Source organism: Streptomyces sp. NBC_00223 (assembly GCF_036199905.1).
GTDB lineage: Bacteria > Actinomycetota > Actinomycetes > Streptomycetales > Streptomycetaceae > Actinacidiphila.
The window spans coordinates 7,644,675-7,670,672 of record NZ_CP108109.1 but is presented as its reverse complement, the minus strand read 5'-3'; the positions used below and the strand labels follow the sequence as shown (position 1 = coordinate 7,670,672).

General features: G+C 72.8%; 22 protein-coding genes. 3 read left to right on the top strand and 19 right to left on the bottom strand.

The window, feature by feature from the left end:
• Window positions 1-70 precede the first annotated feature (70 nt).
• From OHA30_RS32550 to OHA30_RS32525, 6 genes are all read right to left on the bottom strand, one after another.
• Complete coding sequence (locus tag OHA30_RS32550; RefSeq protein WP_328917455.1) at window positions 71-2,104, bottom strand: beta-galactosidase; 2,034 nt, start codon at window positions 2,102-2,104, stop codon at window positions 71-73.
• On the bottom strand, window positions 2,101-2,790 hold the full coding sequence (locus OHA30_RS32545; protein ID WP_328917454.1) for a hypothetical protein: 690 nt from the start codon (window positions 2,788-2,790) through the stop codon (window positions 2,101-2,103). The genes OHA30_RS32550 and OHA30_RS32545 overlap by 4 nt, the downstream gene beginning before the upstream one ends.
• Window positions 2,787-4,334, bottom strand: a complete 1,548-nt coding sequence (locus OHA30_RS32540) for a GH39 family glycosyl hydrolase (protein WP_328917453.1) — start codon at window positions 4,332-4,334, stop codon at window positions 2,787-2,789. Before OHA30_RS32540 ends, OHA30_RS32545 begins: the two co-directional genes overlap by 4 nt.
• 49 nt (window positions 4,335-4,383) lie before the next feature.
• On the bottom strand, window positions 4,384-6,033 hold the full coding sequence (locus OHA30_RS32535) for an ABC transporter substrate-binding protein (protein WP_328917452.1): 1,650 nt from the start codon (window positions 6,031-6,033) through the stop codon (window positions 4,384-4,386).
• 103 nt (window positions 6,034-6,136) lie between these two features.
• Complete coding sequence (locus OHA30_RS32530) at window positions 6,137-7,057, bottom strand: carbohydrate ABC transporter permease (RefSeq protein WP_328917451.1); 921 nt, start codon at window positions 7,055-7,057, stop codon at window positions 6,137-6,139.
• Window positions 7,054-8,028 carry an ABC transporter permease gene (locus OHA30_RS32525; RefSeq protein WP_328917450.1) on the bottom strand — a complete coding sequence of 325 codons (975 nt, stop codon included), beginning with the start codon at window positions 8,026-8,028 and terminating at the stop codon, window positions 7,054-7,056. Before OHA30_RS32525 ends, OHA30_RS32530 begins: the two co-directional genes overlap by 4 nt.
• A 445-nt stretch (window positions 8,029-8,473) precedes the next feature.
• Here OHA30_RS32525 and OHA30_RS32520 point away from each other — a divergent pair, with 445 nt between their 5' ends.
• Complete coding sequence (locus OHA30_RS32520) at window positions 8,474-9,493, top strand: acetylxylan esterase (protein ID WP_328917449.1); 1,020 nt, start codon at window positions 8,474-8,476, stop codon at window positions 9,491-9,493.
• A gap of 7 nt (window positions 9,494-9,500) precedes the next feature.
• Here the strand turns inward: OHA30_RS32520 and OHA30_RS32515 are convergent, their stop codons facing one another.
• The 8 genes from OHA30_RS32515 to OHA30_RS32480 form a co-directional block, all read right to left on the bottom strand.
• On the bottom strand, window positions 9,501-11,009 hold the full coding sequence (locus OHA30_RS32515; protein WP_328917448.1) for a hydrogenase large subunit: 1,509 nt from the start codon (window positions 11,007-11,009) through the stop codon (window positions 9,501-9,503).
• Window positions 11,010-11,012: 3 nt separating this feature from the next.
• The gene (locus OHA30_RS32510; RefSeq protein WP_328917447.1) at window positions 11,013-12,491 is read right to left on the bottom strand and encodes a proton-conducting transporter transmembrane domain-containing protein; all 1,479 of its coding nucleotides are present in this window, start codon (window positions 12,489-12,491) and stop codon (window positions 11,013-11,015) included.
• Window positions 12,491-13,150: a hypothetical protein gene (locus OHA30_RS32505; RefSeq protein ID WP_328917446.1), complete on the bottom strand. Its 660-nt coding sequence runs from the start codon at window positions 13,148-13,150 to the stop codon at window positions 12,491-12,493. The genes OHA30_RS32510 and OHA30_RS32505 overlap by 1 nt, the downstream gene beginning before the upstream one ends.
• Before the next feature lie 8 nt (window positions 13,151-13,158).
• The gene (locus OHA30_RS32500; RefSeq protein WP_328917445.1) at window positions 13,159-14,088 is read right to left on the bottom strand and encodes a respiratory chain complex I subunit 1 family protein; all 930 of its coding nucleotides are present in this window, start codon (window positions 14,086-14,088) and stop codon (window positions 13,159-13,161) included.
• 20 nt (window positions 14,089-14,108) lie between these two features.
• Window positions 14,109-16,136, bottom strand: coding sequence for a proton-conducting transporter transmembrane domain-containing protein (locus tag OHA30_RS32495; protein ID WP_328917444.1), 2,028 nt, complete (start codon window positions 16,134-16,136; stop codon window positions 14,109-14,111).
• Window positions 16,133-16,615 (bottom strand): NADH-quinone oxidoreductase subunit B family protein, encoded by a 483-nt coding sequence (locus OHA30_RS32490; RefSeq protein ID WP_328917443.1) that lies wholly within the window; start codon window positions 16,613-16,615, stop codon window positions 16,133-16,135. The genes OHA30_RS32495 and OHA30_RS32490 overlap by 4 nt, the downstream gene beginning before the upstream one ends.
• 662 nt (window positions 16,616-17,277) lie before the next feature.
• Entirely contained in the window at window positions 17,278-17,646 is a 369-nt protein-coding gene (locus tag OHA30_RS32485; protein ID WP_328917442.1) for an ArsR/SmtB family transcription factor, read from the bottom strand.
• 425 nt (window positions 17,647-18,071) lie between these two features.
• Window positions 18,072-18,416: an ArsR/SmtB family transcription factor gene (locus OHA30_RS32480; RefSeq protein WP_328917441.1), complete on the bottom strand. Its 345-nt coding sequence runs from the start codon at window positions 18,414-18,416 to the stop codon at window positions 18,072-18,074.
• A 322-nt stretch (window positions 18,417-18,738) separates the two neighbouring features.
• On the opposite strand from OHA30_RS32480, the gene OHA30_RS32475 reads away from it, so the two are divergent.
• Both OHA30_RS32475 and OHA30_RS32470 read left to right on the top strand, forming a co-directional pair.
• A complete protein-coding gene (locus OHA30_RS32475) occupies window positions 18,739-19,389 on the top strand; it encodes an HD domain-containing protein (RefSeq protein ID WP_328917440.1) in 651 nt (216 codons plus the stop codon).
• A gap of 86 nt (window positions 19,390-19,475) precedes the next feature.
• Complete coding sequence (locus OHA30_RS32470; RefSeq protein ID WP_328917439.1) at window positions 19,476-20,183, top strand: SMI1/KNR4 family protein; 708 nt, start codon at window positions 19,476-19,478, stop codon at window positions 20,181-20,183.
• 125 nt (window positions 20,184-20,308) lie between these two features.
• Here the strand turns inward: OHA30_RS32470 and OHA30_RS32465 are convergent, their stop codons facing one another.
• From OHA30_RS32465 to sfnG, 5 genes are all read right to left on the bottom strand, one after another.
• Complete coding sequence (locus tag OHA30_RS32465; RefSeq protein ID WP_328917438.1) at window positions 20,309-21,451, bottom strand: LLM class flavin-dependent oxidoreductase; 1,143 nt, start codon at window positions 21,449-21,451, stop codon at window positions 20,309-20,311.
• A gap of 125 nt (window positions 21,452-21,576) precedes the next feature.
• Window positions 21,577-22,797: an SfnB family sulfur acquisition oxidoreductase gene (locus OHA30_RS32460; protein ID WP_328917437.1), complete on the bottom strand. Its 1,221-nt coding sequence runs from the start codon at window positions 22,795-22,797 to the stop codon at window positions 21,577-21,579.
• Window positions 22,769-23,338 (bottom strand): NADPH-dependent FMN reductase, encoded by a 570-nt coding sequence (gene ssuE / locus OHA30_RS32455; protein ID WP_328917436.1) that lies wholly within the window; start codon window positions 23,336-23,338, stop codon window positions 22,769-22,771. The genes OHA30_RS32460 and ssuE overlap by 29 nt, the downstream gene beginning before the upstream one ends.
• Before the next feature lie 177 nt (window positions 23,339-23,515).
• Window positions 23,516-24,733 carry an acyl-CoA dehydrogenase family protein gene (locus OHA30_RS32450; RefSeq protein WP_328917435.1) on the bottom strand — a complete coding sequence of 406 codons (1,218 nt, stop codon included), beginning with the start codon at window positions 24,731-24,733 and terminating at the stop codon, window positions 23,516-23,518.
• A 92-nt stretch (window positions 24,734-24,825) separates the two neighbouring features.
• Window positions 24,826-25,932 (bottom strand): dimethylsulfone monooxygenase SfnG, encoded by a 1,107-nt coding sequence (sfnG, locus tag OHA30_RS32445; protein WP_328917434.1) that lies wholly within the window; start codon window positions 25,930-25,932, stop codon window positions 24,826-24,828.
• Window positions 25,933-25,998 lie beyond the last annotated feature (66 nt).

The following is a 25,998-nucleotide window of genomic DNA, read 5'->3' as shown; positions in this document are numbered from 1 at the left end:
GGCGCGGCACACGGCCGTCCGGTCGGCGTTCCGGCGGGGCACACGGCCGGCCCGGCGCTCCGCCGGCCAGTCAGCCGTCCTCGCGCAGCACCCGCACCCCGTACGCCTCCAGCCGGACCGGCCGTCCCGCCGTCACCCGCTCGCCGGTGAGCAGGTCGACGCCGTCCGCCCCGGCCGGCGCCTCGACGGACTCGGCGGCGTGGTTGAGCAGGAACAGCAGCCGCGTGCCGTCCGGGGCGACCCGCGCGGCGGACTCCAGTTCGGGCAGACCGGGGTGGCGCCCAGCGATGCCGTGGGTGTCGAGCACCTGGCGGACGACCCAGCCGACGCCCGCCTGGTCGAGCCCGGCGGCGACGTACCAGCCGTGGCCCGCGCCGAAGCTGTTCCTGGCGACGGCGGGCGAGCCCGCGTAGAAGTCCTCCTGATAGGTGCCGATCACCTCGGCGCCCTGCGGGAGGACCAGCTCGAACACCAGCCGCGCCTCCGCCTCCAGTACGCCGCCGGCGCCCGCGGCCAGCCGCACCGGGTTGACGAACTCCGGCCCGCGGGCGTCCCATTCGTCGACGCGGACGCCCATCAGCGGGCCGAGCGGTCCCGGTACGTCCGTCAGGAAGGCGTTGTCGTTCTCGTCCACCCGCCCGGAGAGGAAGGTGGTCAGTACCGATCCGCCGCGCCGCGCCATGTCCTCGAGACGTGCGGCCAGATCGCCCTTGACCATGTGCAGCGCGGGCGCGACGACCACAGCGTAGCGGGACAGGTCCGCGGTCACCGGGACGACGTCGACGTCCACGCCCGCCTCCCACAGCGCGCGGTAGTAGGCGAGGACGACCTGCTGGTAGCGGACCAGCCGGGAGGGGCCGTCGGAGATCTCCAGCGCCCACCAGCTGTCCCAGTCGAAGAGCAGGGCGACCTCGGCCGGGGTGCGGGCGCCCAGCGCCACCGTGCCGAGGCGTTTCAACTCCGCGCCGAGCGCGGCCACTTCGCGGAAGACCCGGGTGTCGTCCCGGCCGGCGTGACCGATGACGGCGCCGTGGTACTTCTCGCTGGCTCCCCGGGAGGCGCGCATCTGGAAGAAGAGGACGGCGTCGGCGCCGTGCGCGACGGCCTGCCAGCTCCACAGCCGCATCACGCCGGGCCGCTTGAGCGGATTGACGTCGCGGCACGCGGTCGTGCCGGGGGTCTGCTCCATCAGCCAGAACGGCCCGCCGTCCTTGAGCCCGCGCATCAGGTCGTGGCTCAGCGCCGCCCAGGCCGGGGGCGCGTCCTGCGGCGGGTAGTTGTCCCAGGAGGCGAAGTCGAGGTGGGGTGCCCAGCGGTGGTAGTCGATCGGCCGGTACATGCCCATGAAGTTCGTGGTGACGGGTACGGCGCTGTGCCTGCGGACGGCCGCCTTCTCGTCACGGAAGTTGGTGAGCATCGCGTCGGACATGAACCGCAGATAGTCCAGGGTGATGCCCTGGAACGCGGTGTGGTCCGGGCCGCGCCAGTGCTCGGTCAGCGCGGACGGCGGCTCGATCTCGTCCCAGTCGTGGAAGGTGTGCGACCAGAAGGCGGTGCACCAGGCGGTGTTGAGCGCGTCCAGGGTCGGGTACCTCTCGCGCAGCCAGCGGCGGAACGCCGCGCCGCACAGCTCGCAGTAGCACGCGCCGCCGTACTCGTTGCCGATGTGCCAGGCGATCAGCGAGGGGTGGTCCGCGTACCGCTCGGCGATGCGGCCCGCGATCCTCGCGGACAGCCGGCGGAAGACCGGTGAGCTGGGGCAGGAGTTGTGCCGCTGCCCGTAGCGGTGCCGGCGGCCCTCGAAGTCGGTCCGGGTCACCTCGGGGTACGCGCGGGCCAGCCACGCCGGGTGCGCCGCGGTGCCGGTGGCCAGGCAGATCCGGCGGCCGTGCGCGGCGGCCTCGGCGACGATCCGGTCCAGGACGGAGAAGTCGAGGACGTCCTCGGCGGGCTGGGTCGTGGCCCAGGTGAAGACGCCGAGGGTGACGGTGTCGATGTGCGCGGCGTCGAAGAGCCGGTAGTCCTCCTTCCACACGTCCGGTGGCCACTGCTCGGGGTTGTAGTCGCCGCCGAAGGGTGTGCCGGGGGTGACGGGCGCGCTCATACGGTGAACTCCTCCCGGATCTCGGCGGTCATCGGCCGGCAGTTGAGCAGGGTCGCGGCGGTGAGCACCGACGCGAGCAGGAGCGGTACGGTCTGGGCGCCGGCCGCCGTGACGGCGACGGCGGCGGCCAGGACGCACAGATGGCCGGCCGTGCCGCGGACCGAGCGCACCAGGAAGTACCCGGCCAGGCGCGCGGTGTCGACGGCCTTGAAGGTGAACAGCGAGGTGATCACCACGGCGTTGGTCACCCACAGCGCCGACACCGCCGCGACGACCGCGAGCAGTCCGGTCCACCAGCCGGGGACGCCGGCCTCGTCCGGGTGGGTGAGGACGGTCCCGATCAGTGCCATGGCGGCCAGCCACGGGGCCCAGACCTTCAGGACTTCCCGCCAGTTGATCCGGTAGCCGCGCCAGTACGCCCGCGCGGGGTGGAGATCCGCGAGGTCGCGGCCCCGGTGGTGCCACGCGTAGAGGGCCGCCGACCACGCCGGGCCGGCCGGCAGCGCGCAGGCCGCGGCCAGCGGGAGGTTGCCGGCGTCCCGGTCCAGCAGCCCGAGCAGGACAAGGCCGGGCGCGTTGGAGACCAGCAGCAGGACTTCGAGGGCCAGCAGGCTGTAGACCAGGGCCGCGGCCCGGGACAGCGGCCCTTCGCCGAACTCCCTGCGGGCCGCGGACGTACCGCTCATGCCGCGCCTCCCTGCCCGTTGCCCTCGGCGGGGTTCAGGCCGAGCAGCCGGCGGTCGTCCCACCACGGGGGTGTCTCGTCGGTGACGGGGGTCAGCTCCAGCAGCGTCACCTCGTGGCGGCCGAGGGTCAGATCGCAGTCGACGCGGCCCGCGTCGACCGGCAGGGCGCGGTGGGTGCGGGCGGGCTCCGCGGCCTCCCGCAGCGCGTCGAGTTGCCGCGCGCCGGGCGATCGGGGCCGGCCCATCTCGCACCAGGCGGCCCAGGCGTTGCCGGCCTCCTCCCCGACCGAGGAGCGCTGCGCGTAGACCGAGGAGGTCCCCGGCGCCGTCACCGGGACCGACAGCCGGACGGTGTGCGCGTCGACCGGGTCCCGCCCGGTGACGTCCACCGGGGCCCAGGCGAGCACGGTGACCCGGCCGTCCGGGTGCCGCGTCACGAGATGGTCGGGGCCGCGGGACAGCAGCAGTTCGCCCATCCGGGCCATGAACGCGTACAGGTGGTAGGTGGGCTTCTTGATCTGACGGTGGGTCAGCAGGCCGAATCCGCCGTGGAACAGGGCGGTCGGTATGCCGGTCTCCTCGAACATGTCGCTGAACGTCCAGTAGGAGAAGGAGTCGACCAGCTGGCCGCCGCCCGCCACGACCGGTGCCAGATAGGCGGCGTGCAGGGCCGTGTCGTGGAGCGGGTTGTCGGGCCGGTAGGAGGAGTTGAACTCGGTGATGTGCACGGGCAGGTCCGCGAGCGCGGTCCCGCGCAACTGCCGCCGCGGCGCGGCGAACTGCTTCAGCAGCACGGAGGCGGGGGCCAGGGTCTGGTGGACCCCGAAGGGCACGTGCTGGGCCTGGCCGGTGGTGTACGCGTGCCGGCTGACGAAGTCGACGGGCACGGCGCGGTCGGCGACGAAGTCGGCGAAACGGACCAGCCACTCCTCGTCGGCGCCCGGGGCCAGCGCCGGTCCGCCCACCTGGATTGAGGCGTCCACGTCCTTGACGGCCGCGGCGGTCACCTCGTACAGGCGGTGGTAGGCGTCCTGGTCGGCTCCGGCCCAGAACTCCTTGAGGTTCGGCTCGTTCCACACCTCGACGGGCCAGCCGCGCACCTCGTCGAGCCCGTAGCGGTCGACGAGGTGGCGTAGGGTGCCGCGGACCAGGTCCGCCCATTCCCGCCAGTCGGCGGGCGGGGTGACATTGCCCTGCCACCAGAACACCGTCTGGTCGCCGGAGGCCAGCCCGGAGGGCATGAAGCCCAGCTCCACGAAGGGCCGGATGCCGAGTTCGAGGTAGGCGTCGACCACCTGGTCGACATAGGTGAAGGAGTGCCGCACCCGCCGTACGCCCTGATGGGTGTACGGCCGGTGGACACCGACGTTGTCGCTCAGCAGCCCGTGGCCGCGGATGTGCCGGAAGCCGATCTCCCGCTGGAGCAGGGCCAGCGAGTCCTGGTAGTCGCGGCGCAGCGCGAGATCGAACCGGCCGGTCCCGACGCAGTGGCGCCACGCGTCGGACAGCCGTCCTGAAGGGCTCTCGGGAACGGATACGCGCATGGTGGTGGTCCTCACGTCTGGTGCCGGCCGGTCTTGATCCACGGGGGGATCAGCCCTGCTGACGCTTCTTGAAGCGCTGGTAGGAGGTGTTGACGAGGTCGATGTAGCGGTCGCCGTTCTTGCCCTTCAGCTCGCCCACGTAGGAGTCCCACTCGCCCAGGTCGCGGTCGCCGAGGATGAACTTGAGCGTCTGCTGCATGACGTAGTCCTTCAGCGGGGCGTCCCACAGGGCCGACTGCTCCTGCTCGTCGGCGTTGAACGGGTGCGGCGGCGGCACCGCGAGGGTCTTCCTGGCGGTCATCACCTTCTGGAACTCCTTCTCCTCGGCGGAGAAGGTCGACTCCAGCAGGTGGGTGCTGCCGCCGTAGGCGAAGTTGCCGTTGCTGAAGCCGAAGTCGGCGTTCAGCTTCTTGGTGGCCGTCGGGTTGAGCCCGACGTAGTCGACGTCCTTGGTGAGGTGGAAGTCGCCGGCCGAGTCACGGGTGTAGGTGACGCCCTCGACACCCCACTTGGCGAAGATCTGGCCCTCGTCGGAGTAGAACAGCCAGTCGACGAACTGCATCAGGGCGACGAAGTCCCCGCCCTCGCGCGCCTTCTTCGAGATCATGAGGCCGTTCTCCAGCCGCGAGCCCACCTTGACCTCGCCGGCCGGTCCGACCAGCACGGGGATCTTGACGACCTTGCCGTTGGGGACGTTCTTGGCCAGGCCCGGGCGGTAGGTGTTGACCAGTTCCTGCGCGTTGGTGCTGATCACGAAGGACTTGCCGGAGGTGAACTTGGCGCTCGCCTGGTCGTCGCTCTGGGTGAAGCTCTCCGGGTCGAGCAGTCCCTCCTTCACCAGGGTGTGCGCGAACTCCAGCATCTGCTTGTACTGGTCCATGGCGCCGGTCACGACGAACTTGCCGGTACCGGGGTCGAAGGTGGCGTTCGCGTAGCCCCAGCCGCCGCCGTTGCCGGCGCCGTACGCCTGGCCGAGGGTCTGCAGGAAGGGGCCGCCGGGGGTCGGCACGCTCCACCGGTCGGACATCGGGTACGAGCCGGGGTGCGCGGCCTTCATCGCCTTGAGCACGGCGTGCAGGTCGTCCCAGGTCTTGGGGATGTCCAGGCCGAGTTCGTCGAGGATGTCGGTGCGGATCGCCAGCGAGTAGTCGATCCAGACGTCCTCGTGCAGCCCGGGGAGCACGTAGTACTTGCCGTCGTCCTGCCGCAGGGTGTCCACGTCACCCTGGAGGTTCCACTTGGCGACCTTGTCCTTGAAGTTGGGCATCAGGTCGACGTACTCGCTGACCGGCAGGATCGCGCCGGATGCGACGAAGGGGGCCTCCTGGCCGGGGTAGGTCTTGGGGATCAGCAGCGGGGCGTTGCCGGCGCCGATGATGACGCTGCGCTTGTTCTCGTAGTCGCTGAGCGGCACCACGGTCGGCTGGAGCGTCACTCCGGTGCGCTTGGTCAGCTCGGACCAGAACAGCCAGTTCTTCTTCTCCGGGTAGCCCGGGTTGTCGTTGAGCAGCGTGGTGAAGGTGATCGGTGCCGTCGCCTTGAACTGCTCGCCGACGCCGAACTTGTCCATGGCGGCGACTCTGTTCTTCGACAGGTCCGTTCCCTTGTCCGATTTGCCGCCCCCGCTGCTGCAGCCGGCCACGCCGAGGGCGGCCGCGCCGAGTGTGAAGAGCATCGAACGCCGGGAGATGTTGTTCATGGGGGGACTCCATTCCCGCCGACACGGGGTCGGGGTTGGGGGACGAACTGCCGCGGGCGGTTGCCGCGGCCGTGTGGGGGGAGTGTGGGTACCTCTGGCGGCGTCAGCCCTTGACCGCGCCGAGCGTGACCCCTGAGACGAAGTACCTCTGGACGAAGGGGTACACGGCCAGGATCGGGAGCGTGGTGAGGACGATGGTCACCGACTGGATGTTGGCGGCCGCCGCCACCGCGTCGGTGCCGGTGAAGCCGACGGACGTCGAGGAGGTCGCGCCGGCGATCAGATTGCGCAGATAGACCGTCACGGGGAAGAGGTCCGAGCGGTCCATGTAGAGGAAGGCGGCGAACCACGAGTTCCAGAAGGAGACGGCGTAGAAGAGCACCATCGTGGCGACCACGGCCTTGGACAGCGGCAGCACCACGCGCAGCAGGATGCGGTAGGTGTTCAGGCCGTCGATGGCGGCGGCTTCCTCCAGTTCGACCGGCAGGCCCTCGAAGAACGCCTTCATCACCAGCAGGTTGAAGACGCTGATGGCGTTGGGCAGCGCGATCGCCCACACGCTGTTCTTCAGGCCCAGGGTGGTGACCAGGATGTAGTTCGGGATCAGGCCGCCGGTGAAGAACATGGTGAAGACCGCGATCCCCACCAGGAAATTGCGCCCGCGCAGATCCTTCTTGGACAGCACATACGCGTAACAGGTCGTCAGCACCATCGAGACGACGGTGGCGACCACCGTGTAGACCACCGTGTTGCGGTAGTCCGTCCAGAACATCGGGTTGGTCAGCACGGCCTTGTAGGTCGTCACGTTGAAGCCGCGCGGGACCAGGTTCACCCGGCCGGCGCGGATGTAGCCCTCGCTGCTGAAGGAGCGGGCGAGGATGTTGACGATCGGGTACAGCGTCACCACGACGACGCCGGTCAGCACGAGCGCGTTGACCGCCTGGAAGACCCGGTAGCCGCGGGTGGGGGTCCGTACCGACGTGCGCGCGGAGCGCCGTACGGCACGGGTTCTGTCCGGGATCACCACAGGCTGGTCCCCACTGTGCGACGGGATATCCGGTTGGCCGACACGATCAGCACCAGCCCGATCACGGACTCGAACAGCCCGATCGCGGCGGCGTAGCTGAAGTTGTTGGAGAGCACGCCCATGCGGTACAGGTACGTGGAGACCACGTCCGCCGTCGGATAGGTCAGCGGGTTGTAGAGCAGCAGGATCTTCTCGAACCCGACCGCCATGAAGGTGCCGATGTTGAGGATCAGCAGCGTGACCATGGTCGGCCGGATGCCGGGCAGGGTGACGTGCCAGGTCTGCTTCCACCGGTTGGCGCCGTCGATCCGCGCCGCCTCGTAGAGGTTCTCGTCGATGGACGTCAGCGCGGCGAGATAGAGGATCGTTCCCCAGCCCGTGGTCTGCCACATCTCGGAGGAGACGTAGATCGAGCGGAACCATCCGGGCTGCTGGATGAAGAGGATCGGCGAGTGCCCGAAGTGGTGCAGCGCCTGGTTGACCGGTCCGTCCGCGGCCAGGAACTGCATCACGACGCCGGCCACGATCACCGTGGACAGGAAGTGCGGCAGATACGACACCGACTGCACGAACCGCTTGAGCGAACGGCTGCGCAGCTCGTTCAGCAGCAGTGCCAGCACGATCGGCATCGGGAAGCAGAACACCAGCGTCAGCAGGCCCATCACGAGCGTGTTGGTGAAGACGTCCCAGAACGTGGGGTCGCTCCAGAACATCTTCACGTACCGCAGACCGACCCAGTGCTCGCCGAACATGCTGCCGCCGGGCTGGAACCGCCGGAAGGCGATCACATTGCCGATCATCGGCAGATAGCGGAAGACCGCGAAGAACAGCAGCGGCAGCACCGCGAGGGAGTACAGCTGCCAGTCCCGGCGCAGCGACTGCCGCCAAGTGCGGCGGACCGGGACGGGTTTGGCCCGGCCCGGGGCGCGCCCTTCGGACGGCGGGTCCACCGTCCTGGTCGTGCTCATCAACCGGCCTCCGGTGCGGTGGGGGGACACACGCCCCCGGCCGCGCGCGCTGGTACGGCCGTGGGGGGCTGTCCAGAAAGGCGGCAGGGAGAGTGCGCGAAGCCGAAAGTTTCGCTGATATTACCTAATGTGTCGGGCAGCCTAGGGACGTGACAGAAGGGGTGTCAAGAGGCAGGAGTTCAGGTTTCCGGCCTGGCCACAGCGGGCTCAGTGGCATATATTCGCCGCTGGTTCAGCCCTTGGGCCGGGGGGCGTACTTGGGTGTATTTCGAAAGTTTCGACGTCCCGGCCGTGCGGTACTCACCCTGACGGGTTCCGTTTCAGCGGTCGGGCCGCGCACCGCGGCGACGGCCGGTCCGGCCGTCGCCGCGGTGCGGTCCGTGGACGGCCGTCCGAGGGTCGTCCACGGACAACCGGGCGCACCGGCCGCACGCATGGAGGACTCATGGCCCTGTTCGACCTTCCGCTCGGTGAGCTGGAGAGGTACGCCCCGGTGGTGCCGGAGCCCGACGACTTCGACGTGTTCTGGCGCTCGACGCTGAAGGAGGCCGACGCCGCGCCGGTCATCGTCGACGTCCGCCCGGTGGACACCGCGCTGGCCCTGGTCGACACCTGGGACGTGACCTTCGCGGGCTTCGGCGGCGACCCGGTCCGCGCCTGGTTCACCCGGCCCCGTGGCGCGGCGGCGGCGCTGCCCGCGGTGGTCGAGTTCCCGGGTTACGGACGCGGCCGCGGGCTGCCGCAGGAGCGGCTGACGTGGGCGGCGGCCGGCTACGCGCATCTGCTGATGGACAACCGGGGGCAGGCCGACCAGTACGGCAGCGGCGGCGACACCCCCGACCCGCGCGGCGGCGCCCTCGGCGGTCCCGGCCCGGTGACCCGGGGCATCCTCTCCCCCGAGGACTACTACTACCGGCGGCTGATCACCGACGGGGTACGGGCCGTCGCCGCGGTCCGCGCCCTGCCGGGCGTCGACCCCGCGCGGGTGGCGGCGGTGGGCAACAGCCAGGGCGGCGGGGTCGCCCTGGCGGTCGCGGGGCTCGTACCGGACCTCGCCGCGCTGATGGCCTCCGCGCCCTTCCTGTGCCACCTCCAGCGCGCGATCGAGATCACCGACGCGGGCCCGTACGGCGAGGTGGTCGCGTATCTCGCCGTCCACCGCGAGGCGGAGACCCGGGTGCGCCGGACGCTGTCCTACGTCGACGGTGTGGCCTTCGCCCGGCGCGCGTCGGCCCCGGCGCACTTCGGGCTGGGCCTGCGCGACACGATCTGCCCGCCCAGCACCGTCTTCGCGGCGTACAACCAGTACGGCGCCGACGGCGGCGCGGCGGTGGACCGGACCGTTCATGTCTACCCCTTCAACCACCACGAGGGCGGCGAGGCCCTGCACACCGACCGTCAACTGCGCTGGCTCGAAGCCTACTTGGGGGCCCGACCGCGGCCCTCCCGAGCGGCGGGCACGTGACGGCGGCTCAGAGGTCGTTCCCGGCGTACGAGAGATTGAAGCTCTTGTTGGTCAGCGGGAAGTCCGGGACGATCGTGTCGGCCAGGGCGACGGGCAGGGCGGGCCAGTTGAAGAACGACGGGTCGACCGGCTTCACCCGGGCCAGGGTGCCGTCGGGGGCGAGTTCGACCCGGGTGGTGATCGTGCCCCGCCAACCCTCCACGATGCCGACCCCGTCCCCGGGACCGGTCCGCGGCGAATCCGACCCCGTGGCGGCCGGCGCCAGGCCGTCGGCGAAGTGCTCGACCAGGGCGAGGGACACGTCGATCTCCTCGGCCCTGACCAGGAAGCGCGCCAGGACGTCCCCGCCGCTGTGCACGGGGACGGTGAAGTCCGGTCCCGGCGCCAGGAACGGGTGACCCGAGCGGGCGTCGGCGGGCAGCGAGCTGGCGCGGGCGACGTATCCCAGGCAGCCCAGGTCCCGGGCGGCCCGCGCGGGGAGTCGGGCGGTGCCGGTGAAGCGGTCGCGCACGGTGGTGTGGCCGAGGGCCAGGGCGACGATCTCGCGGATGTCCTCCCCCAGGGCTCTCATCGGGGCCGGGTCGGGGACGGACCGCAGCACGGCGCCGCCGACCGTGACGCCGCCGCGCAGCAGCCGGTGCCCGGTGACGTCGTGGTTGAGCCGCAGCAGCCGCTCACGGACGCGCAGCGCCTGGGAGTTGAGCACGCTGTGGCCGACGTCGTTGCACAGCGCGCCGATGTCGGCGACGTGGTTGTGGAGGCGTTCGAGTTCCAGGAGCAGGGCGCGGGCGCGGCGGGCCTGGTCGGGGACGGTGATCCCGGCGGCCTCCTCGACGGCGAGGCAGTAGGCCAGCGCGTGGCCGACGGCGGTGTCGCCGCTGATCCGCTCGGCCAGCGGCAGTCCGCCCGGCGCCGTACGGCCCTGGAAGAGCCGCTCGATGCCCTTGTGTACGAACCACAGCCGGGCCTTGAGCTTGATGATGGTCTCGCCGACGACGGAGAACCGGAAGTGCCCGGGTTCGATCAGACCGGCGTGGACCGGGCCGACGGGGATCTCGTAGACGCCGTCGCCCTGGACCTCCAGGAAGGGGTACGGGCCCTCCTGGGCGCCGAAGGGCGGCGGCGGCCCGGCGTCGGGGCGCATCGGGTACCAGCCGCGCGGCCAGTGGAAGTGGCGGACCAGCCGGCGGGGCCGTGGATGGTCCAGGAGGGTGATGCCGTGCAGGTCGGCCATCTCCCGCTCGAACCGGCCCCCGGGGAAGGACAGATGGGCGACGGACGGCAGCCGGGGCGCGTCCGGGTCGAGCCGGACATGCAGTTCGGCCCGGGTGTCGGGGGGTCCCGACACGAAGAGGTAGACCAGGCGTACGGCCCGGCCGCCGGGGGCGTCGGGGCCGTCGTGGTGGGCGGCGATCAGGGCCAGGCGCTGTCCGCCGTCCAGGAGTTCCCCGACCCGGCGGGGCAGTTCGTGGGCGGGGACGTCCGTCCGGGTGCGGGCTGGGGGCCGGGGGTCCATGGCTCAGTGCCCTCCGATGATCGCGGCGGCGTCGGTGAGGAGGTGGGTCAGCGGCCAGGTCGTGACGCCCAGGGCCGCGCAGACCAGCAGCCCGGCGGCCAGGGGCAGTCCCGCGGCGGCGCCCAGCCGTACGGGCTCGGCGGTGGTCGCGGGCGGGCCGAGGAGCATATGGCCGACCCGGGCAGCCAGCGCGGCGAACGCGACCAGCACCAGGACCAGGGCGACGGCGGTGGGCCAGCCCATCCCGGCGGCGAACCCGGCCCGCACGATGCCCAGTTCGGAGGCGAAGAGGCTGAACGGCGGCAGCGCGAGCAGTGCCACCGCCGCCAGGGCGAAGGCGGCGCCGAGGCCCGGGGCGCGGGTCAGCAGACCGCGCACCCGTCCGATGCGGGTGGTGTGCCGCAGGTGCAGCAGATGGCCGGAGGAGGTGAAGGCCACGGTCTTGGCCAGGCCGTGCCCGGCGATGTGCAGCAGGACGGCGGCGATGGCCAGGGGGCTGCCGATGGCACCGCCCAGCGCGATCAGGGCCATGTGTTCCATGCTGGAGTAGGCCAGCATCCGCTTGTAGTCGCGCTGGCCGAGCAGCACGGAGGCGGCCAGCGCCAAGGTGAGCAGCGCGGCCGCGGCCAGCAGCACGCGGGTGAATTCCGGGCCCAGGGCCGCGTCGGCGATCACCTTGTAGCGCAGGACGGCGGTGAAGGAGACCGCGAGCAGGACGCCGGACATCAGGGCGGAGACGGGCGCGGGGGCCTGGCTGTGGGCGTCGGGCAGCCAGGCGTGCAGGGGTACGAGCCCGGCCTTGGCGCCGAAGCCGATGACGATCAGGGCCGTACCCAGGCGGGTGACGTCGGGATCGAGCCGGTCGGCGTGGGCGACCAGGGTCGGCCAGTCCAGGGCCGAGCCCTCGGAGATCCCGGCCTGCCGGGCGGCGTAGTAGATCAGCACCGTGCCCAGGAAGGCCAGCGCGATGCCGGCCGAGCAGATCACCACGTACTTCCAGGCCGCCTCGACCGAGGCGCGGGTGCGGCGGTGGCCGACCAGGAAGGCGGTCACGATGGTGGTGGCCTCGATGGCGACCCACAGCACTCCGAGGTTGCCCGCCAGGACGGCCGCGCACATGGCGGCCAGGAAGGCGTGGACGAGCATGTGGTACTGCCGGGCGCCGCGGTCGTCGGTGTGTCCGGCGGCGCGTTCCCGGTCCAGATGGGCCGGGCTCGCGGCGCAGGCCAGCGCGGCGACCGCGCCGACGACCAGCAGCATCCAGGCCGTCAGGGCGTCGGCGCGCAGCAGGCGGTCGCCGGTGGCCACCGGGCCGTGGCCGGTGACGGTGGCGGCGAGCGTCACCCCGCAGGCCAGGACGGCGGCCGGGGAGACGAGTGCGGCCCACGCGGTCAGCCGGCGGGCTCCGGCGAAGGCGGCCGCGGTGATCAGCGGTACGCCGACGGGCGCGCAAAGGACGACGGTGGTGGCGGCGGGGTTCATCAGTCGTGCAGCTCCCGCAGGTCGTCGAGGTCGGTGTGGCCGAAGGCCGCCCGCATCCGGGTGGTGAGCAGTCGCAGGACCAGGACGGCGAGCAGGACGTCGAAGGAGACGCCGAGTTCGACGATGAGCGGCACTCCCGAGGTGGCCAGGAAGGCCACGGCGGTGATGCCGTTGTCCAGCAGCAGGAAGCCGACGACCTGGGACAGCGCGCGCCGCCGGGTGACCAGGACGAAGAAGCCGATCAGGACCACGGCCAGACCGACCGGCAGCGCCCGGGTGGCGGGGGTGGGGTTCAGCGCCACCAGGGGGCGGGAGACGGCGTAGGCGAGCAGGGTCAGGGCGGCGGCGGACAGCAGCGACGCCGCCACGTTGACCAGCGGCTGGGTCTCACGGGCGGCGCCGTCGGCGGACAGCGCGCGGCGCAGCAGCAGCGGCAGCGCCCAGGCGCGCAGCACAGCGATCCCGGCGGCGACGGCCAGCACGTCCCACCGGTCCTCGTGCCATCCGAGCAACGCGGCGACGGCCGCGAGCGCCAGCCCCTGGAGCGCGAAGACCCGTACGGCGGCGGCGAGATCGCGGCGCCAGAGCACCACCACGGCCGCGAGCAGGAACGCTCCGCAGGCCAGGTCGAGCATCTGCGTGTAGGCGCTGTCGCTCATGTCTCCCCTCACCTCCCGTTCAGGAAGAACGACGCCGCCACGGCGAGCAGCGCGAGCAGGAACGACCCGGCCAGCAGCTCGGGTACGCGGAACAGCCGGACCTTGGCCCAGAAGACCTCGGCCGCGGCGAGCACGGCCCCCAGCAGCGTCACCTTCACGACCAGCAGCGCCAGGCCCACGGCCAGCGCCGCCCAGGTCGCGGTGGTGGCGATGCCCCAGGGCGCGAACAGGGAGGTCAGCAGGCCCAGCAGAACGGCCAGGCGCATCTGCGCGCCCAGTTCCACCAGCGCGAGGTCGGGGCCCGCGTACTCCAGGACCATCGCCTCGTGGATCATGGTGAGTTCGAGGTGGGTGGAGGGGTTGTCCACCGGCAGCCGGCCGGTCTCGGCGAGGACGGCCACGGCCAGCGCGGCGATCGCCAGCAGGCCGGCCGGTGAGGCCGACCGGGCCGGGTCGTCGGCGGCGCCGGAGACGATGGCCGCCAGATTGGTGGACCCGGACGGTATCGACAGGGCGAAGACCGCGAGCAGGATCGTCGGTTCGACCAGGGCGGCGACCGTCATCTCCCGTGAGGCGCCCATGCCGCCGAAGGCGGTGCCGGTGTCCAGGCCGGCCAGCGCGAGCGCGACCGTGCCCAGCGCCAGCAGCGCCACCACGACGATCAGGTCGGCGCGGCCGCTGACCGGGGTGTCGGTCGAGACCAGCGGCAGCAGCGCGGCCACCACGGCGGTGGTGGCGACCAGCAGCAGCGGCGCGACCCGGAAGGCGGGTCCGGTGCCGACCGGTGTGACCGGCTCCTTGCGCAGGAGTTTGCGCAGGTCCCGCCACGGCTGCCGGACCCCGGCGCCGGCCCGGCCCTCCATCCGGGCCCGTACCTGCCGCATCAGCCCGGCCAGCAGCGGGGCCCCGGCGACCACCACGACAACCTGCGCGGCCACGCCCGCCGCGCCCGCGCCCCTCACTGGATCACCGCGAGCACGACGAGCAGGACCACGACCGCGCAGAACCCGTAGCCGAGGTACGTGTGCACGCTGCCGGCCGCCAGCCGCCGGGCGGCGGTGCCCAGGCCGGTCAGCGCGGACAGCACGGGCCGGTAGAGCCGGTGCTCGATCCGGTCGGGGACCCGGTGCTGGAAGCGGACCCGCTCCACCAGGTAGGCCGACTCGCGTACGGGAGTGATGTCCACGTCCTGTTCGGGGGCGAGCACGTCGTCGAAGACGCGCTGGAGGGGTTCGGCGAAGGAGGTCGCGGTGTAGGCCATGCGCGGTGTCGGCGCCCCGCCGCCGCAGTCCCACAGCCTGGCCTGCCCGCGGCGCTCACGGCGCCCGGCGGCGCGGGTCAGTGCCAGTACGGCGGCCAGTGCCACGGCGAGCGCGCCCGCGGTCCACAGCGGCCACAGCGACGCGGAGACCTGATGGAGACTCAGTCGCAGTCCCCCGCCGGACAGTTGGCGGCCCCCGGAGAGACCGGCGGCCGCCGCGGCGCGGTCCAGGCCGGGGGCCAGCGCCCCCGGTGCCAGTGCCAGGGCCGCGCAGGCGAGCGCCAGCAGCCCCATCCCGGCGAGCATCGTGGGCGGGCTCTCCCGGGCGCGCTCCGCCTGGGGGCTGCGCGGCCGGGCGAAGAAGCCGACGCCCAGCGCCTTGACGAAGACGGCGGCGGCCAGCCCGGCCGACAGGGCGATCGCGGCGACCGCCACCGGCAGCATGATCGCGGTGGACACCCCGGGGACGGCCAGGCCGTGGATCAGCGTCTGGAGCAGCAGCCACTCGCCGGTGAAGCCGTTGCCCGGTGGCAGCGCCACCGCGCCGAGCGCCGCGAGCGCGAACAGCCCGGCGGTCACCGGCATCCGCGCCCGCAGCCCGCCGAGGCGGTCCAGGTCGCGCAGTCCGGTGGCGTGCAGCACCGAGCCGGCCGCGCAGAACAGCAGCGCCTTGAAAGCGGCATGGTTGACGGTGTGCAGCAGGGCCGCGGCCAGCGCCAGCACGGCCAGCGGCCGGTCCCCGGCGGCGTTGAACATGCCCGCCGCGCCGACCCCGACGAGTACCAGGCCCAGGTTCTCCGACGTCGACCAGGCCAGCAGCCGCTTGAGGTCCGAGGCCATCGCGGCCTGGAGGATGCCGTAGACCGCCGAGAGCGCACCCGTGCCCAGGACCAGCCACCACCACCAGCGCGGCCCGCCGCCCAGCAGATCGAGTCCCAGCCGGACGATCCCGTACACACCGAGGTTGACCATCGCCGCGCTCATCAGGGCCGACACATGGCTGGGCGCCTCCGGGTGGGCGCGCGGCAGCCAGGCGTGCAGCGGCACCATCCCGGCCTTGGAGGCGAAGCCGAGCCCCGCCGCCACGAACACGGTGTCGCGGGCCGCCGGTGACATCCCGGCGGCGCCCGCGCGCAGCGCGGTGAAGGTCTCGCCGCCGGCTTCCGCGGCGAACCACGCGAGGCCCACCAGCAGCAGCACCAGGCCCAGATGGGTCATGACCGCGTACCAGAGCCCGGCCTCCCGCACGGAGCCGCGTTCGCGGTGCTCGGCCACCACCAGCGCCAGCGATGTCAGCGCCATCAGCTCCCACAACACGAGGAAGGTGGACACCGAGGCCGCCGCCGGGACCAGGATCAGCGTCAGGGCGAAGACCGGCAGAACGGCCTGCACACCCCGCCCGGACAGGCCGTGGCCGCCGCCCGCGTAGCCGATGCCGTAGACCCCGACGGCCAGCACCACGGCGCCGGCCACGGCCATGAACAGGCCCGACAGGGCGTCCACCGCCAGGTGCGCGCCGGCCAGCGGCAGCAGGTCGGGCAGATCGGCGGACCAGCTCTGCCCGCCGAGCGCCGCGACGCCCGCGGTCAGGCCGGCCGCGCCGAGGCCCGCGGTGCACACTCCCGCCAAGGTGACCCGGGCCCGGGCCGGCAGCCAGGTCCCGGCGGCGGCCGCGACGGCGGCGAGGACGGCCGCCGCTGTCAGGGCGGCGCCGACGGCACTCACCTGCCGGTCACCGTGCGCAGCGCGGCCACGATCCGCTCCGGCCCGGGAGGGCAGCCGGGTACGGCGAGGTCCACCGGCACGATGTCGGCGACCGCGCCCTCGACGCCGTAACCCCCGGCGAACTCACCGCAGTTCATGGCGCAGTCGCCGACCGCGAGCACCAGCCGGGGCCGGGACATGGCCGCGACCGTGCGGCGCAGGGGCTCGGCCATGTTCCGCGTCACCGGGCCGGTCACCAGGGCGACGTCCGCGTGCCGGGGCGAGGCCACGAGCCGCGCGCCGTAGCGTTCGGCGTCGTACACCGGGCCGAACGCGGCGCCGATCTCGATCTCGCACCCGTTGCAGGAGCCGGCGTCCACGTGCCGCACCTGCGCGGAGCCGCCCAACTCGCGGGCGGCGGCGGGCGGTTCCTGCTCCGGGCGCGGCGGAGCCGGCTCCGCGACCCGTCCGGTGTCGAGGATCTTGCGCAACAGGCCCACTGGCGTGTCCCTTCGGTCTCGGCGGCGACTTCCCGGCGCCCTCGGCGGGGCGGACACCGGCCACCGGCCCGCGGACGACGGGCGTCGGCCGTCGCGGCGCCGCACAAGGAACTCACCAATTGCCAATATTAGCAACTACCAAAACCCGCAACACACGACCCCCCTCCGGGTGGCCAGGCACGTACGAGCGCGGGCCCGCGCGGGACGGCGAACCGACCGTACGGGGGCAGGACCGCGTGCCCGCGGTGGCGCCGTCATGGCCTTTGGCCCGGGGATACGCACCCCCGCCTCAGCGCCGAGGAGACACGCCCCGGAGGGGCGCGGGGAACTGCGCGAGCAACCCACCACCGACCGGGAGCCGAAGAACCGACCGTACGGGGCAAGCCCCATGGCCTTGTGCCGGAGGTGTCCGCCCCCGCTGGGGTGGCGGGGAGACACGCCCCGGAGGGGCGCGGGGAACTGCGCGAGCAACCCACCACCGACCAGGGGCCGAAGAACCGACCGTACGGGGCAAGCCCCATGGCCCACCGCAGCGCCATCGTGGCTGCTCTCCCGGGGATACGCACCCCCAGCCAAAGGACGAGCCGATCCTCGGGGCCGGCCGGGCCGGCCGGCGTCAGGGGCGGCCGGGTGCCCCCGTGAGCGGGCTCACGGGGACCCGTTCACGCGGGGCGGGCGCGGCGCGCGGCTCGCTTCGGGGACGGCGACGCGGTCCTGAGGTCTTCGAGGAGTTCGGCCTGTCCGGCCAGGACCCCACCGAGGATGCTGCGCGCCACCGCGAGCAGATCGGCCAGCTCCGGGCTGGTAAGCCGGTAGTACACCGTGGACCCCTCCTTGCGCGTGGCCACCAGATTCGCGCGACGCAGGATCGCCAACTGCTGCGAGAGATGGGCGGCCTCCACCCCGGCCTCGGGCAGCATCTCCGCCACCGCGTGCTCACGCTGGCTCAGCAGCTCCAGAACGCGGATCCGCACCGGATGCCCGAGCGTTTTGAAGAAGTCCGCTTTCAGCTGGTACAGGGGTGTGGTCACAGCGGCCGCCTCCCAGTGGCTCGGTGCGGGGCGCCGCCCGCACCGCGGATACTGCGCACGGTCGGGGGCGGCGCAGGCCGCGTTCCTGTCCGCCACAGGCAAAGTAATCAATTGCCTACATTATCAATGGGCACGGATGTTCCCCGTGTCGCGCCGCGGGACGAGCCTGCCTCGTCCGGACTGTGTGTTCCGCGACCCGCCGCGGCGGCGGAATTCGGGGCCGACGCCCCGAGCGGCTGTCTCCCGCCGCGATGGCCGGAAGTCCCGCGCGGCACGGTTCGGCGGTGTCGAACAACCTCGCCGGTCGGCTCGGCACCGCCGGTCACACGCATCCGGCATCCCGCCGCGGGCCGGCACCACGATCCGGGCGGGGCACCACCGCGGCCCGCGCGGAGACGTACCAGGTCCGGCCCCGCGCCGAGCGCCTACTCGCCGCCGACGGGCTCGGCGTCCCGCAGCTCCTCCAGCAGCTCATTGCGTCCGGCCAGCATCTCGGTCAGGATTCGCCGCGCGGCCTGCATCAGTTCCGTCACGTCACCACCGGCCAGCTCGTAGACGACGGTCGAGCCGTTCCGGGTCGCGGTCACGATGCCCGAGCGCCGCAGCACCGCGAGTTGCTGCGACAGGTTCGACGGCTCGACCTCGATGGCCGTCAGCAGCTCGCGCACCGGCATCGGGCCCTCGCGCAGCAGTTCCAGCACACGAATACGCACGGGATGCCCGAGCATCCGGAAGAAGTCGGCCTTGGCCTGGTACAGCGGAACCGGCACGGAACCTCGCTCTCCTGATCGCCCCCTGAACCCGGCCGGGCCCGCCCTGGCCCGGCCGCGCGAGCAGCGCCCCTACGGACACAGCCCACAGAATCCAACAAATTGAAGACTTGCGCAATTACACGAACGGCTGGTCCGCGCCCACCGCGCCCCCTCGCCGCGCGAGGCCCGCCCCCGCCGGACCCCGTAGGCCACCGGAGTGGTTGTCCGTGTCCCTGGGTTGCCCCGCCCGCCACGGTCAGGGTGAGGCATCGCCCCCGCGCGCCAGGATGGAACGTGCCGCCGGGACAGCCGGTGCCCGCATCACACGAAAGGCGCGAGCATGACCACGGACGACCCGCCGGCGCTGGCCGGCGTACACGTACCCGACACCAAGCTGGCCCGCGAGGCCACCGCCCTGGTGCGCGACACCACCAGCGAGCTGATCTACCACCACTCGCGCCGCGTCTTCCTCTTCGGCAGCCTCCAGGGCCGCAACCGCGATCTGAGCCACGACCCCGAACTGCTCTACATCGGCGCGATGTTCCACGATCTGGGCCTGGGCGAACGGTTCCACGGCAGCGGCCGCCGCTTCGAGGTGGACAGCGCCGACGAGGCCCGCCGCTTCCTGCGCGCCCACGACGTGCCCGAGGACAGCGTCCGCCGGGTGTGGACGGCGATCGCCCTGCACACCACGCCCGGCGTCCCGGAGTTCATGGAACCCGAGGTCGCCCTGGTCACCGCGGGCGTCGAGTACGACGTGCTCGGCATCGGCTACGACGACATCGACCCCGCCGACCGCGCCGCGATCACCGCGCTGCACCCGCGCCCGGACTTCAAACGCCGCATCCTGGCCGCCTTCACCGACGGCGTCGGCCCCAAGCCGGAGACCTCCTTCGGCAACGTCAAGGCCGATGTACTGGCCCACTACCTGCCCGGTTTCCAGCGCGGCGACTTCGTCACCACCATCCTGGAGTCCCCCTGGCCCGAATAACAGCCCGGCCGCCCCCGGACTCAGCAAGAATGAACCGGCGGCCGGGGCCCGTGAAGGGGCGCCCGCGGACTCGCACGGGCGGGGGCATGGTGGGCGAGAGGGACGGAGTACGCGAGCGGGTGCTCGCGCTGCGGCCGGAACCGCGGGGCAGCCGGCTGCGGCGCCTGCTCCGGTGCGAGGCGGTGCCACGCCTCGCACCGCTGCTGGACGATCTACTGACGGAGCGTCAAGTGGCCGAGGCCGAATGGCATTTCGGCGTGTCCTTCCCGACCGAGTACCGCGACTTCCTCCGCGAGGTCGGCGCGGGAGGATTCGGCCCGGGCACCTACGGGCTGGACTCGCTCGCCCGCCGGGACAGCGTGTGGGGCTGGTCGGAGAGCGGAGCGCCGGACCCCGTCGGCCCGCTGCTCGCCCGGCCCTTTCCGACCGACGAGGAACGGGCCTGCTGGACACGGCAGTTGGACGACCTGGAGGACGCCGCGCGGGCGGCCGGCGAGGACGGCGGCGACGCGGCGGTACGTACCGCTGCCGCCTTCCGCGCAGCCGAGGACGAGCTGTATCCGGCGATGACCGCAGGCGCGATCCGGCTGGGCCACGAGGGGTGCGGGTACTACACCTGGCTGGTGGTCACCGGCGAGGAGCGCGGGAACCTGTGGTCCGACCCCCGGGCCTCGGATCAGCCCCTCGTCCCGCTGGGAGGCGAGCGCGGTGGCCGGACCGGCTTCGCCGAGTGGTATCTGACCTGGCTCCAGGAGACCGCTCCCGAGGCGTTCCCGCGAGCCCTGACGCCCTGAGCTCCTGAGTCGGCCCGGGGCCGGGCGGCGCGGGAGGCGTACGGCGATCCGCCGCGCCCCGCCACAACCGCCGTCGGTGGCCCGGCGCGCCACCGCCGCGGCCGCCGAGGGGGCGGCTCGGCGGCTCAGTTGGCGAAGGGGACCTGGGTGGGTCCGGACGTGGCGGGGCCGGCCGGGTGGGTCCACAGGCCGCGGTCGCGCAGCAGCGGCAGCACGCCCTCCCCGAACCAGTACGCCTCCTCGATGTGCGGATGCCCCGAGAGCACGAACTCCTCGATGCCGAGGGCGTGGTACTCCGCGATCCGGTCGGCGACCTCGGTGTGGCTGCCGACCAGCGCGGTGCCCGCCCCTCCCCGTACCAGGCCGATGCCCGCCCACAGATTCGGCGAGATCTCCAGGTCGTCCGTGCTGCCGCCGTGCAGCGCGAGCATCCGCTTCTGGCCCTCGGACTCGCTGCGGGCCAGGCCCGCCTGGATCGCGGCGACGGCGGCCGGGTCGAAGCCGTCGAGCAGCCGGCGGGCCTCCGCCCACGCCTGCTCCGAGGTGTCGCGCGGGATGACGTGCAGCCGGATCCCGAACCGTACGGTCCTGCCCTCCTTCTCCGCCAGGCCGCGTATCCAGGCGATCTTCTCGGCGACGGCGGCCGGCGGCTCGCCCCACGTCAGATAGACGTCCGTGTGCCGGGCCGCGACCTCGCCGGCCGCCGGTGAGGAGCCGCCGAAGTACACCTCGGGCACGGGGTCCGGCAGCCGGGCCAGTCTGGCGCCCTCGACCGCCAGGTGCTCGCCCTGGAGGTCGACGGTCCGGCCCGCCCACAGACCGCGGACGATCTCCAGGAACTCGCCGGTCCGCGCGTAGCGGCTGTCCTTGTCCAGGAAGTCGCCGTACGCGCGCTGCTCGTGGCTCTCGCCGCCGGTCACGACGTTCAGCAGCAGCCGGCCGGGGGCGTGCCGCTGGAACGTGGCGGCCATCTGCGCGGCGAGCGTCGGCGAGACCAGGCCGGGGCGGAAGGCGACCAGGAACTTCAGCCGTTCGGTGGTCTGCGCGAGCATCGCGGTGGTCAGCCAGGCGTCCTCGCACCAGGCGCCGGTCGGGGTCAGCGCGCCGGTGAAGCCGAGCTGTTCGGCGGCGCGGGCGATCTGGGTGAGGTAGCCCAGGGTGGCCGGGCGGTCGCCGCCGGCCGTGCCGACGGGCGTGCCGTGGCCGCCGCCCACGACATGGCGGCTGTCGCCGTAGGTGGGAAGGAACCAGTGGAAGGTCAGGCTCACGGGGGATCTCCGATCGGGTGCGGCTCGGTGGCGCTCGGGTGCGCCGGGGTACGGCTCCTGCGGACGGCCGCCGCCCCGGCCGGGCGTCGCCGTGGCGGCGCGCGGGCGGGCGGACGGACACGGCGTCACAGCAGGCCGTGGCGCGGCGGCCGGGTGCCGCTGAGGACGTAGCGGCCGATGTGCTGGACCTTCCAGCGCGGCGGGTCGTGCAGGGTGTGGGTACGGGCGTCCCGCCAGTAGCGGTTCAGATTGAGGCTGCCCAGGGCCGAACGGGTGCCCGCCACCTCGAACAGGGCGGCGGAGACCTCCACGGCGGCGCCCGCGGCGAAGGTCTTCGCGGCGGCCACCGCGATCGACGCCTCGGCCGCGCTGTCGTCGGTCAGGTCGGCGCGGGCGGCGTCCACCGCCCGCGCGGCGGCGGCCAGCAGGGCGTCGGACGCCCGTACCCGGATGGCGAGTTCGCCGAACCGCTGGATGAGCAGCGGTTCCTCGGCGGCGGTCTCGTAGCCGCTCTCGAACCAGGGGCGGCTGCTGGTCCGCACGAAGCCGACCGCTTCCGCCAGCGCGCCCGACGCGATGCCCGCGTCGATGGCGGCGTGCAACAACTGGGCGACGGCACCGTGCAGTTGCGGCCCGGTGAAGGTGAGGTGGTGCGGCACCACGCGGTCCGCCGGGACCGGTACCCCCTCCAGCCGGACCGTGCCGCTCGCGGTGGTGCGCTGGCCCATGCCGTCCCAGTCGTCGACCACGGTGACACCGGGCGCGCCCGCGGGGACGTAGGCCACGTGCAGGGTGTCGTCCTCGGCGCGGGCCAGCACCGGGATCCAGTCGGCGAACAGCGCGCCCGTGGAGTAGTGCTTGACCCCGGTCAGGACGAAGGAGCCGTCCGGGGCGGGGACGAGCCGGGTACGGATGTCCTGTACGTGCTTGGTGCCGGCCTCGGACTGCGCGTTGCCGAAGCGCCGTCCCGCCAGCACCTCGGCGAAGAAGAACGCCTGCTGCTGCGGGGTGCCCTGCCGGCGCAGCACGTTGACGTACACGAAGTGGCTCTGCGGGATCTGCGCCAGGCTCGGGTCGGCGGCGGCCAGCACGCGGAAGATCTCGGCGAGGACCGAGGCGTCGACGTCGGCGCCCCCGTACTCGGCCGGGACGGTGACGGCGAGCAGCCCGGAGGCCGACAGCCGGTCCAGCTCGGCGTGGGGCAGGGCGCGTTCGGCGTCGCGCCGGGAGGCGCCCGGCCGGAATTCGGCGGCCAGCCCGACGGCCGTCGCCAGGGCCTCCGCGCTGTCGCGGATGACATGGGCGGCGGCGCGGGGTTCAGAGGGCGACTGCGTCGGCGCGGTCACGAAGGGCCTCCAGGGGGTCGAGTGCGGCGGAGAACTGGTCGACGACCTGGCCGAGCGGCCCGGCCGCGGCGGGGTCGAGGCGGACCGCGCCGGCGTCGTCGACGGCGATGTACCGGTCCAGGACGAACCAGCCCTGGACGATGTGCGCGGCGCCCATCGCGGACAGCACCGGGCGCAGCGCGTAGTCGATGGCGAGCACATGGGCGGTGGAGCCGCCGGTGGCCAGCGGCAGTACGGTCTTGCCGGCCAGCGCGTACTGCGGCAGCAGGTCGAGCAGGGACTTGAGGAGGCCGGAGTAGGCGGCCTTGTAGACGGGGGTGCCGATGACGACGCCGTCGGCCCGCGCGAACAGTTCGGCGGCCGCCGCGATCGCCGGGTGCCCGGGGTCGGCGCCGAGCAGGGCGTCCGGGGGCAGGGTCCGTACGTCCAGCGGGAGGACGGTGTGGCCCCGGTCGGTGAGCCGGGCGTCGAGGTGGCGCAGCAGCCGCCCGGTGCGGGAGGTGGCGGAGGGGCTTCCGGAGACGGACAGGACGGTGGCCATGGGCCCTCGTTTCTGAGTACGGGCGGTGCGGGGCGGTACGGGTGCCGCGGGCCGGGCGGGTGCGTATATCGGACAATAGTGCGGTACGGGTGCCCCGGACGGGGTACGCGGCCCGGACCCGTGCCCGCCGGCCGGTGTGGCGACGGCGGGCGGCGAGCCCGGACCGCGTACCGCGGGTCAGGAGTACCAGGTGGGTTCGGGGAGTTCCCCGGTCAGCGCGTAGCGGCCGACCTCGCGGCGCTTGTAGGCGACCGGGTCGTGCAGGGTGTGGGTGCGGACGTTGCGCCAGAAGCGGTCGAGCCCTTCGGCGCCGGCGGTCGCGCGGGCGCCGGTGACCTCGAAGATCCGGCTGGTGACCTCCAGGGCGACCTCGGTGGCCCTGGCCTTGACGGCCGCGACCCGTACCTCGAACTCGCCGCGGGCCTGCTCGGTGACCGCGTCCGGGTCCTCGTGCAGCGGCTGGCCCTCGCGCGCGACGGCGTCGGCCAGCGCCTCGACGGCCCAGAGCTTGGCGGTCAGGTCGCCGTAGGTGTCGATGACGTGCGGCTCGTCGACCGCCCTGTCGTACCCGCCGTGCAGCCAGGGGCGGGAGGTGGTCCGGGTGTAGGCGGCGGCCGTCTCCAGCGCGCCGGCGGCGATGCCGAGGTAGAAGTTGACGAAGACCAGCTGGATGACGGGCACATTGAGGGTGTTGTACGTGCGCGGCCGGAACTCCTTGTCGACATAGCCCGCGGCCGACGCCCAGGGGGTGCGGACGCCGTCGAGGGTCACCCCGCCGCTCTCGGTGAGCCGCTGGCCGATGTTGTCCCAGTCGTCGTGGAAGGTCAGGCCCGCGCTGTCGGACGGCACGATGGCGAAGACATGCCGGTCGGTGCCCGCGAACACGCCTTCGAGCACGGTGACGTCGGAGATCCTGCTGCCGGTCGAGAAGCTCTTGCGGCCGGTGAAGACCAGGTCGTCGCCGTCCTCGGTGACGACGACGTCGTCGTCGCGCGGGTTGACCGCGCCGCCGAAGAACCACTTCTGCCGGGCGGCCTCTGCCTCGACGTGCTCCCACTGCTCGCGGGTGCCGACCAGGCGGGCGGCCCAGTTCCACAGGTAGTGGTAGCCGAGCAGCTGGCCGATCGAGCCGTCGGCCTTGGCGACCTCGCGGACCACGCGGTAGGCGGTGGGCCAGTCCTGTCCGCCGCCGCCGTGCTCGGCCGGCCCGAGGAGGGTGACCAGTCCGGAGTCCTTGAGCAGCTGTACCTCGGCGTACGGCGTGGCGCCGGCCCGGTCGCGGGCGGCGGCGTCGGTGGCGAGTACGGCGGCGACCTCGGCGGCACGCTCGACCCAGCCCTGCGGGTCCTTCGGCGCGGGGAGCGCCTGCCAGTCGGTGGATGCGGAAGTGCTCATACTGCGTCTCTCTTCCGGGTGCGAGGGATACGGGATGCGGGTGATTCCGTGGTGCGGGTGCTTTCGTGGTGCGTACGGGGTGCGGCCCGCGCTCAGCGGTCGGCTTCCGCCTCCAGCTCGCGGACGATCGGCAGCACCTTCTTGCCGAAGTACTCGACCTCCTCCAGGTAGTGCAGAAAGCCCAGGAGGAAGAGGTCGACGCCGAGCCGCTTGTAGGCGACGATCCGCCGGGCGATCTGCTCGGGGGTGCCGATCAGCCCGGTGCGGAAGCCGTCGTTGTACTGGACCAGGTCCTCGAAGGTGGAGTCCTGCCACATGCCCTTGCCGTCGGCGGTGGACCGGCCCGCCTGCCGGACGGCGGCGCCGAAGCCCTCCACGGCCTCCGGATTGGCCTTGGCGACGATCTCGCGGAGCGTGTCGCGGGCCTCGGCCTCGGTGTCGCGGGCGATCAGGAAGGCGTTGAGGCCGAAGCGGGGCGCGGTACGGCCGGCCGCCGCGGCGGAGGTCCGTATGTCGCCGATCTGCTCGGTGACGCCGTCGAAGTCCTTGCCGTTGGAGAAGTACCAGTCCGAGACCCGGCCGGCCATCGCGCGGGCGGCGGTGGAGTTGCCGCCCTGGAAGATCTCCGGGTGCGGGCGCTCGGCGGTGTTGAGCGGCTTGGGCTTGAGGGAGAAGTCGCGGATCCGGTAGAAGTCACCGGCCAGTTCGGCGTGGTCCTCGGTCCAGATCGCGCGCAGCGCCCGGATGAACTCCTCCGAGCGGCGGTAGCGCTCGTCGTGCTCCAGCCAGGGTTCGCCGAGCGCGGTGAACTCGCCCTTGAACCAGCCGCTGACCACATTGACGGCGAACCGCCCGCCGGACAACTGGTCGGCGGTGGCGCCGAACTTGGCCAGCACCCCGGGGTGCCACAGACCGGGGTGGACGGCGGCGATCACCTTCAGCCGCTGGGTGGCGAGCAGCAGGGCGAGGCTGAAGCCGGTCGACTCGTGCTGGTACTCGGCGCCGTAGCTGGCCATGTAGCGGACCTGGCTGAGCGCGTACTCGAAGCCGCTGTTCTCGGCGAGCACGGCCAGTTCGCGGTTGTAGTCGTACCCCCAGTCGGTGCGCTGCTCGATGGTGCTGGTGACCAGGCCACCGCTGACATTGGGCACCCAGTACGCGAAGCGCACGGGTTCTGCCGGTGGCGGTACGGATGACATGCGGGACTCCCGTTGGTGGGGTGGGATACGGGCACGCCGGACCGGGGGCGCGGCGGCCGCGAGAGA

Excerpts from the sequence above, each read along its gene's own strand:
- OHA30_RS32550 (WP_328917455.1), bottom strand. The coding sequence starts at position 2,104 with ATGAGCGCGCCCGTCACCCCCGGCACACCCTTCGGCGGCGACTACAAC.
- OHA30_RS32545 (WP_328917454.1), bottom strand. The coding sequence starts at position 2,790 with ATGAGCGGTACGTCCGCGGCCCGCAGGGAGTTCGGCGAAGGGCCGCTG.
- OHA30_RS32540 (WP_328917453.1), bottom strand. The coding sequence starts at position 4,334 with ATGCGCGTATCCGTTCCCGAGAGCCCTTCAGGACGGCTGTCCGACGCG.
- OHA30_RS32535 (WP_328917452.1), bottom strand. The coding sequence starts at position 6,033 with ATGAACAACATCTCCCGGCGTTCGATGCTCTTCACACTCGGCGCGGCC.
- OHA30_RS32525 (WP_328917450.1), bottom strand. The coding sequence starts at position 8,028 with ATGAGCACGACCAGGACGGTGGACCCGCCGTCCGAAGGGCGCGCCCCG.
- OHA30_RS32520 (WP_328917449.1), top strand. The coding sequence starts at position 8,474 with ATGGCCCTGTTCGACCTTCCGCTCGGTGAGCTGGAGAGGTACGCCCCG.
- OHA30_RS32515 (WP_328917448.1), bottom strand. The coding sequence starts at position 11,009 with ATGGACCCCCGGCCCCCAGCCCGCACCCGGACGGACGTCCCCGCCCAC.
- OHA30_RS32510 (WP_328917447.1), bottom strand. The coding sequence starts at position 12,491 with ATGAACCCCGCCGCCACCACCGTCGTCCTTTGCGCGCCCGTCGGCGTA.
- OHA30_RS32505 (WP_328917446.1), bottom strand. The coding sequence starts at position 13,150 with ATGAGCGACAGCGCCTACACGCAGATGCTCGACCTGGCCTGCGGAGCG.
- OHA30_RS32475 (WP_328917440.1), top strand. The coding sequence starts at position 18,739 with ATGACCACGGACGACCCGCCGGCGCTGGCCGGCGTACACGTACCCGAC.
- OHA30_RS32470 (WP_328917439.1), top strand. The coding sequence starts at position 19,476 with ATGGTGGGCGAGAGGGACGGAGTACGCGAGCGGGTGCTCGCGCTGCGG.
- ssuE (WP_328917436.1), bottom strand. The coding sequence starts at position 23,338 with ATGGCCACCGTCCTGTCCGTCTCCGGAAGCCCCTCCGCCACCTCCCGC.
- OHA30_RS32450 (WP_328917435.1), bottom strand. The coding sequence starts at position 24,733 with ATGAGCACTTCCGCATCCACCGACTGGCAGGCGCTCCCCGCGCCGAAG.
- sfnG (WP_328917434.1), bottom strand. The coding sequence starts at position 25,932 with ATGTCATCCGTACCGCCACCGGCAGAACCCGTGCGCTTCGCGTACTGG.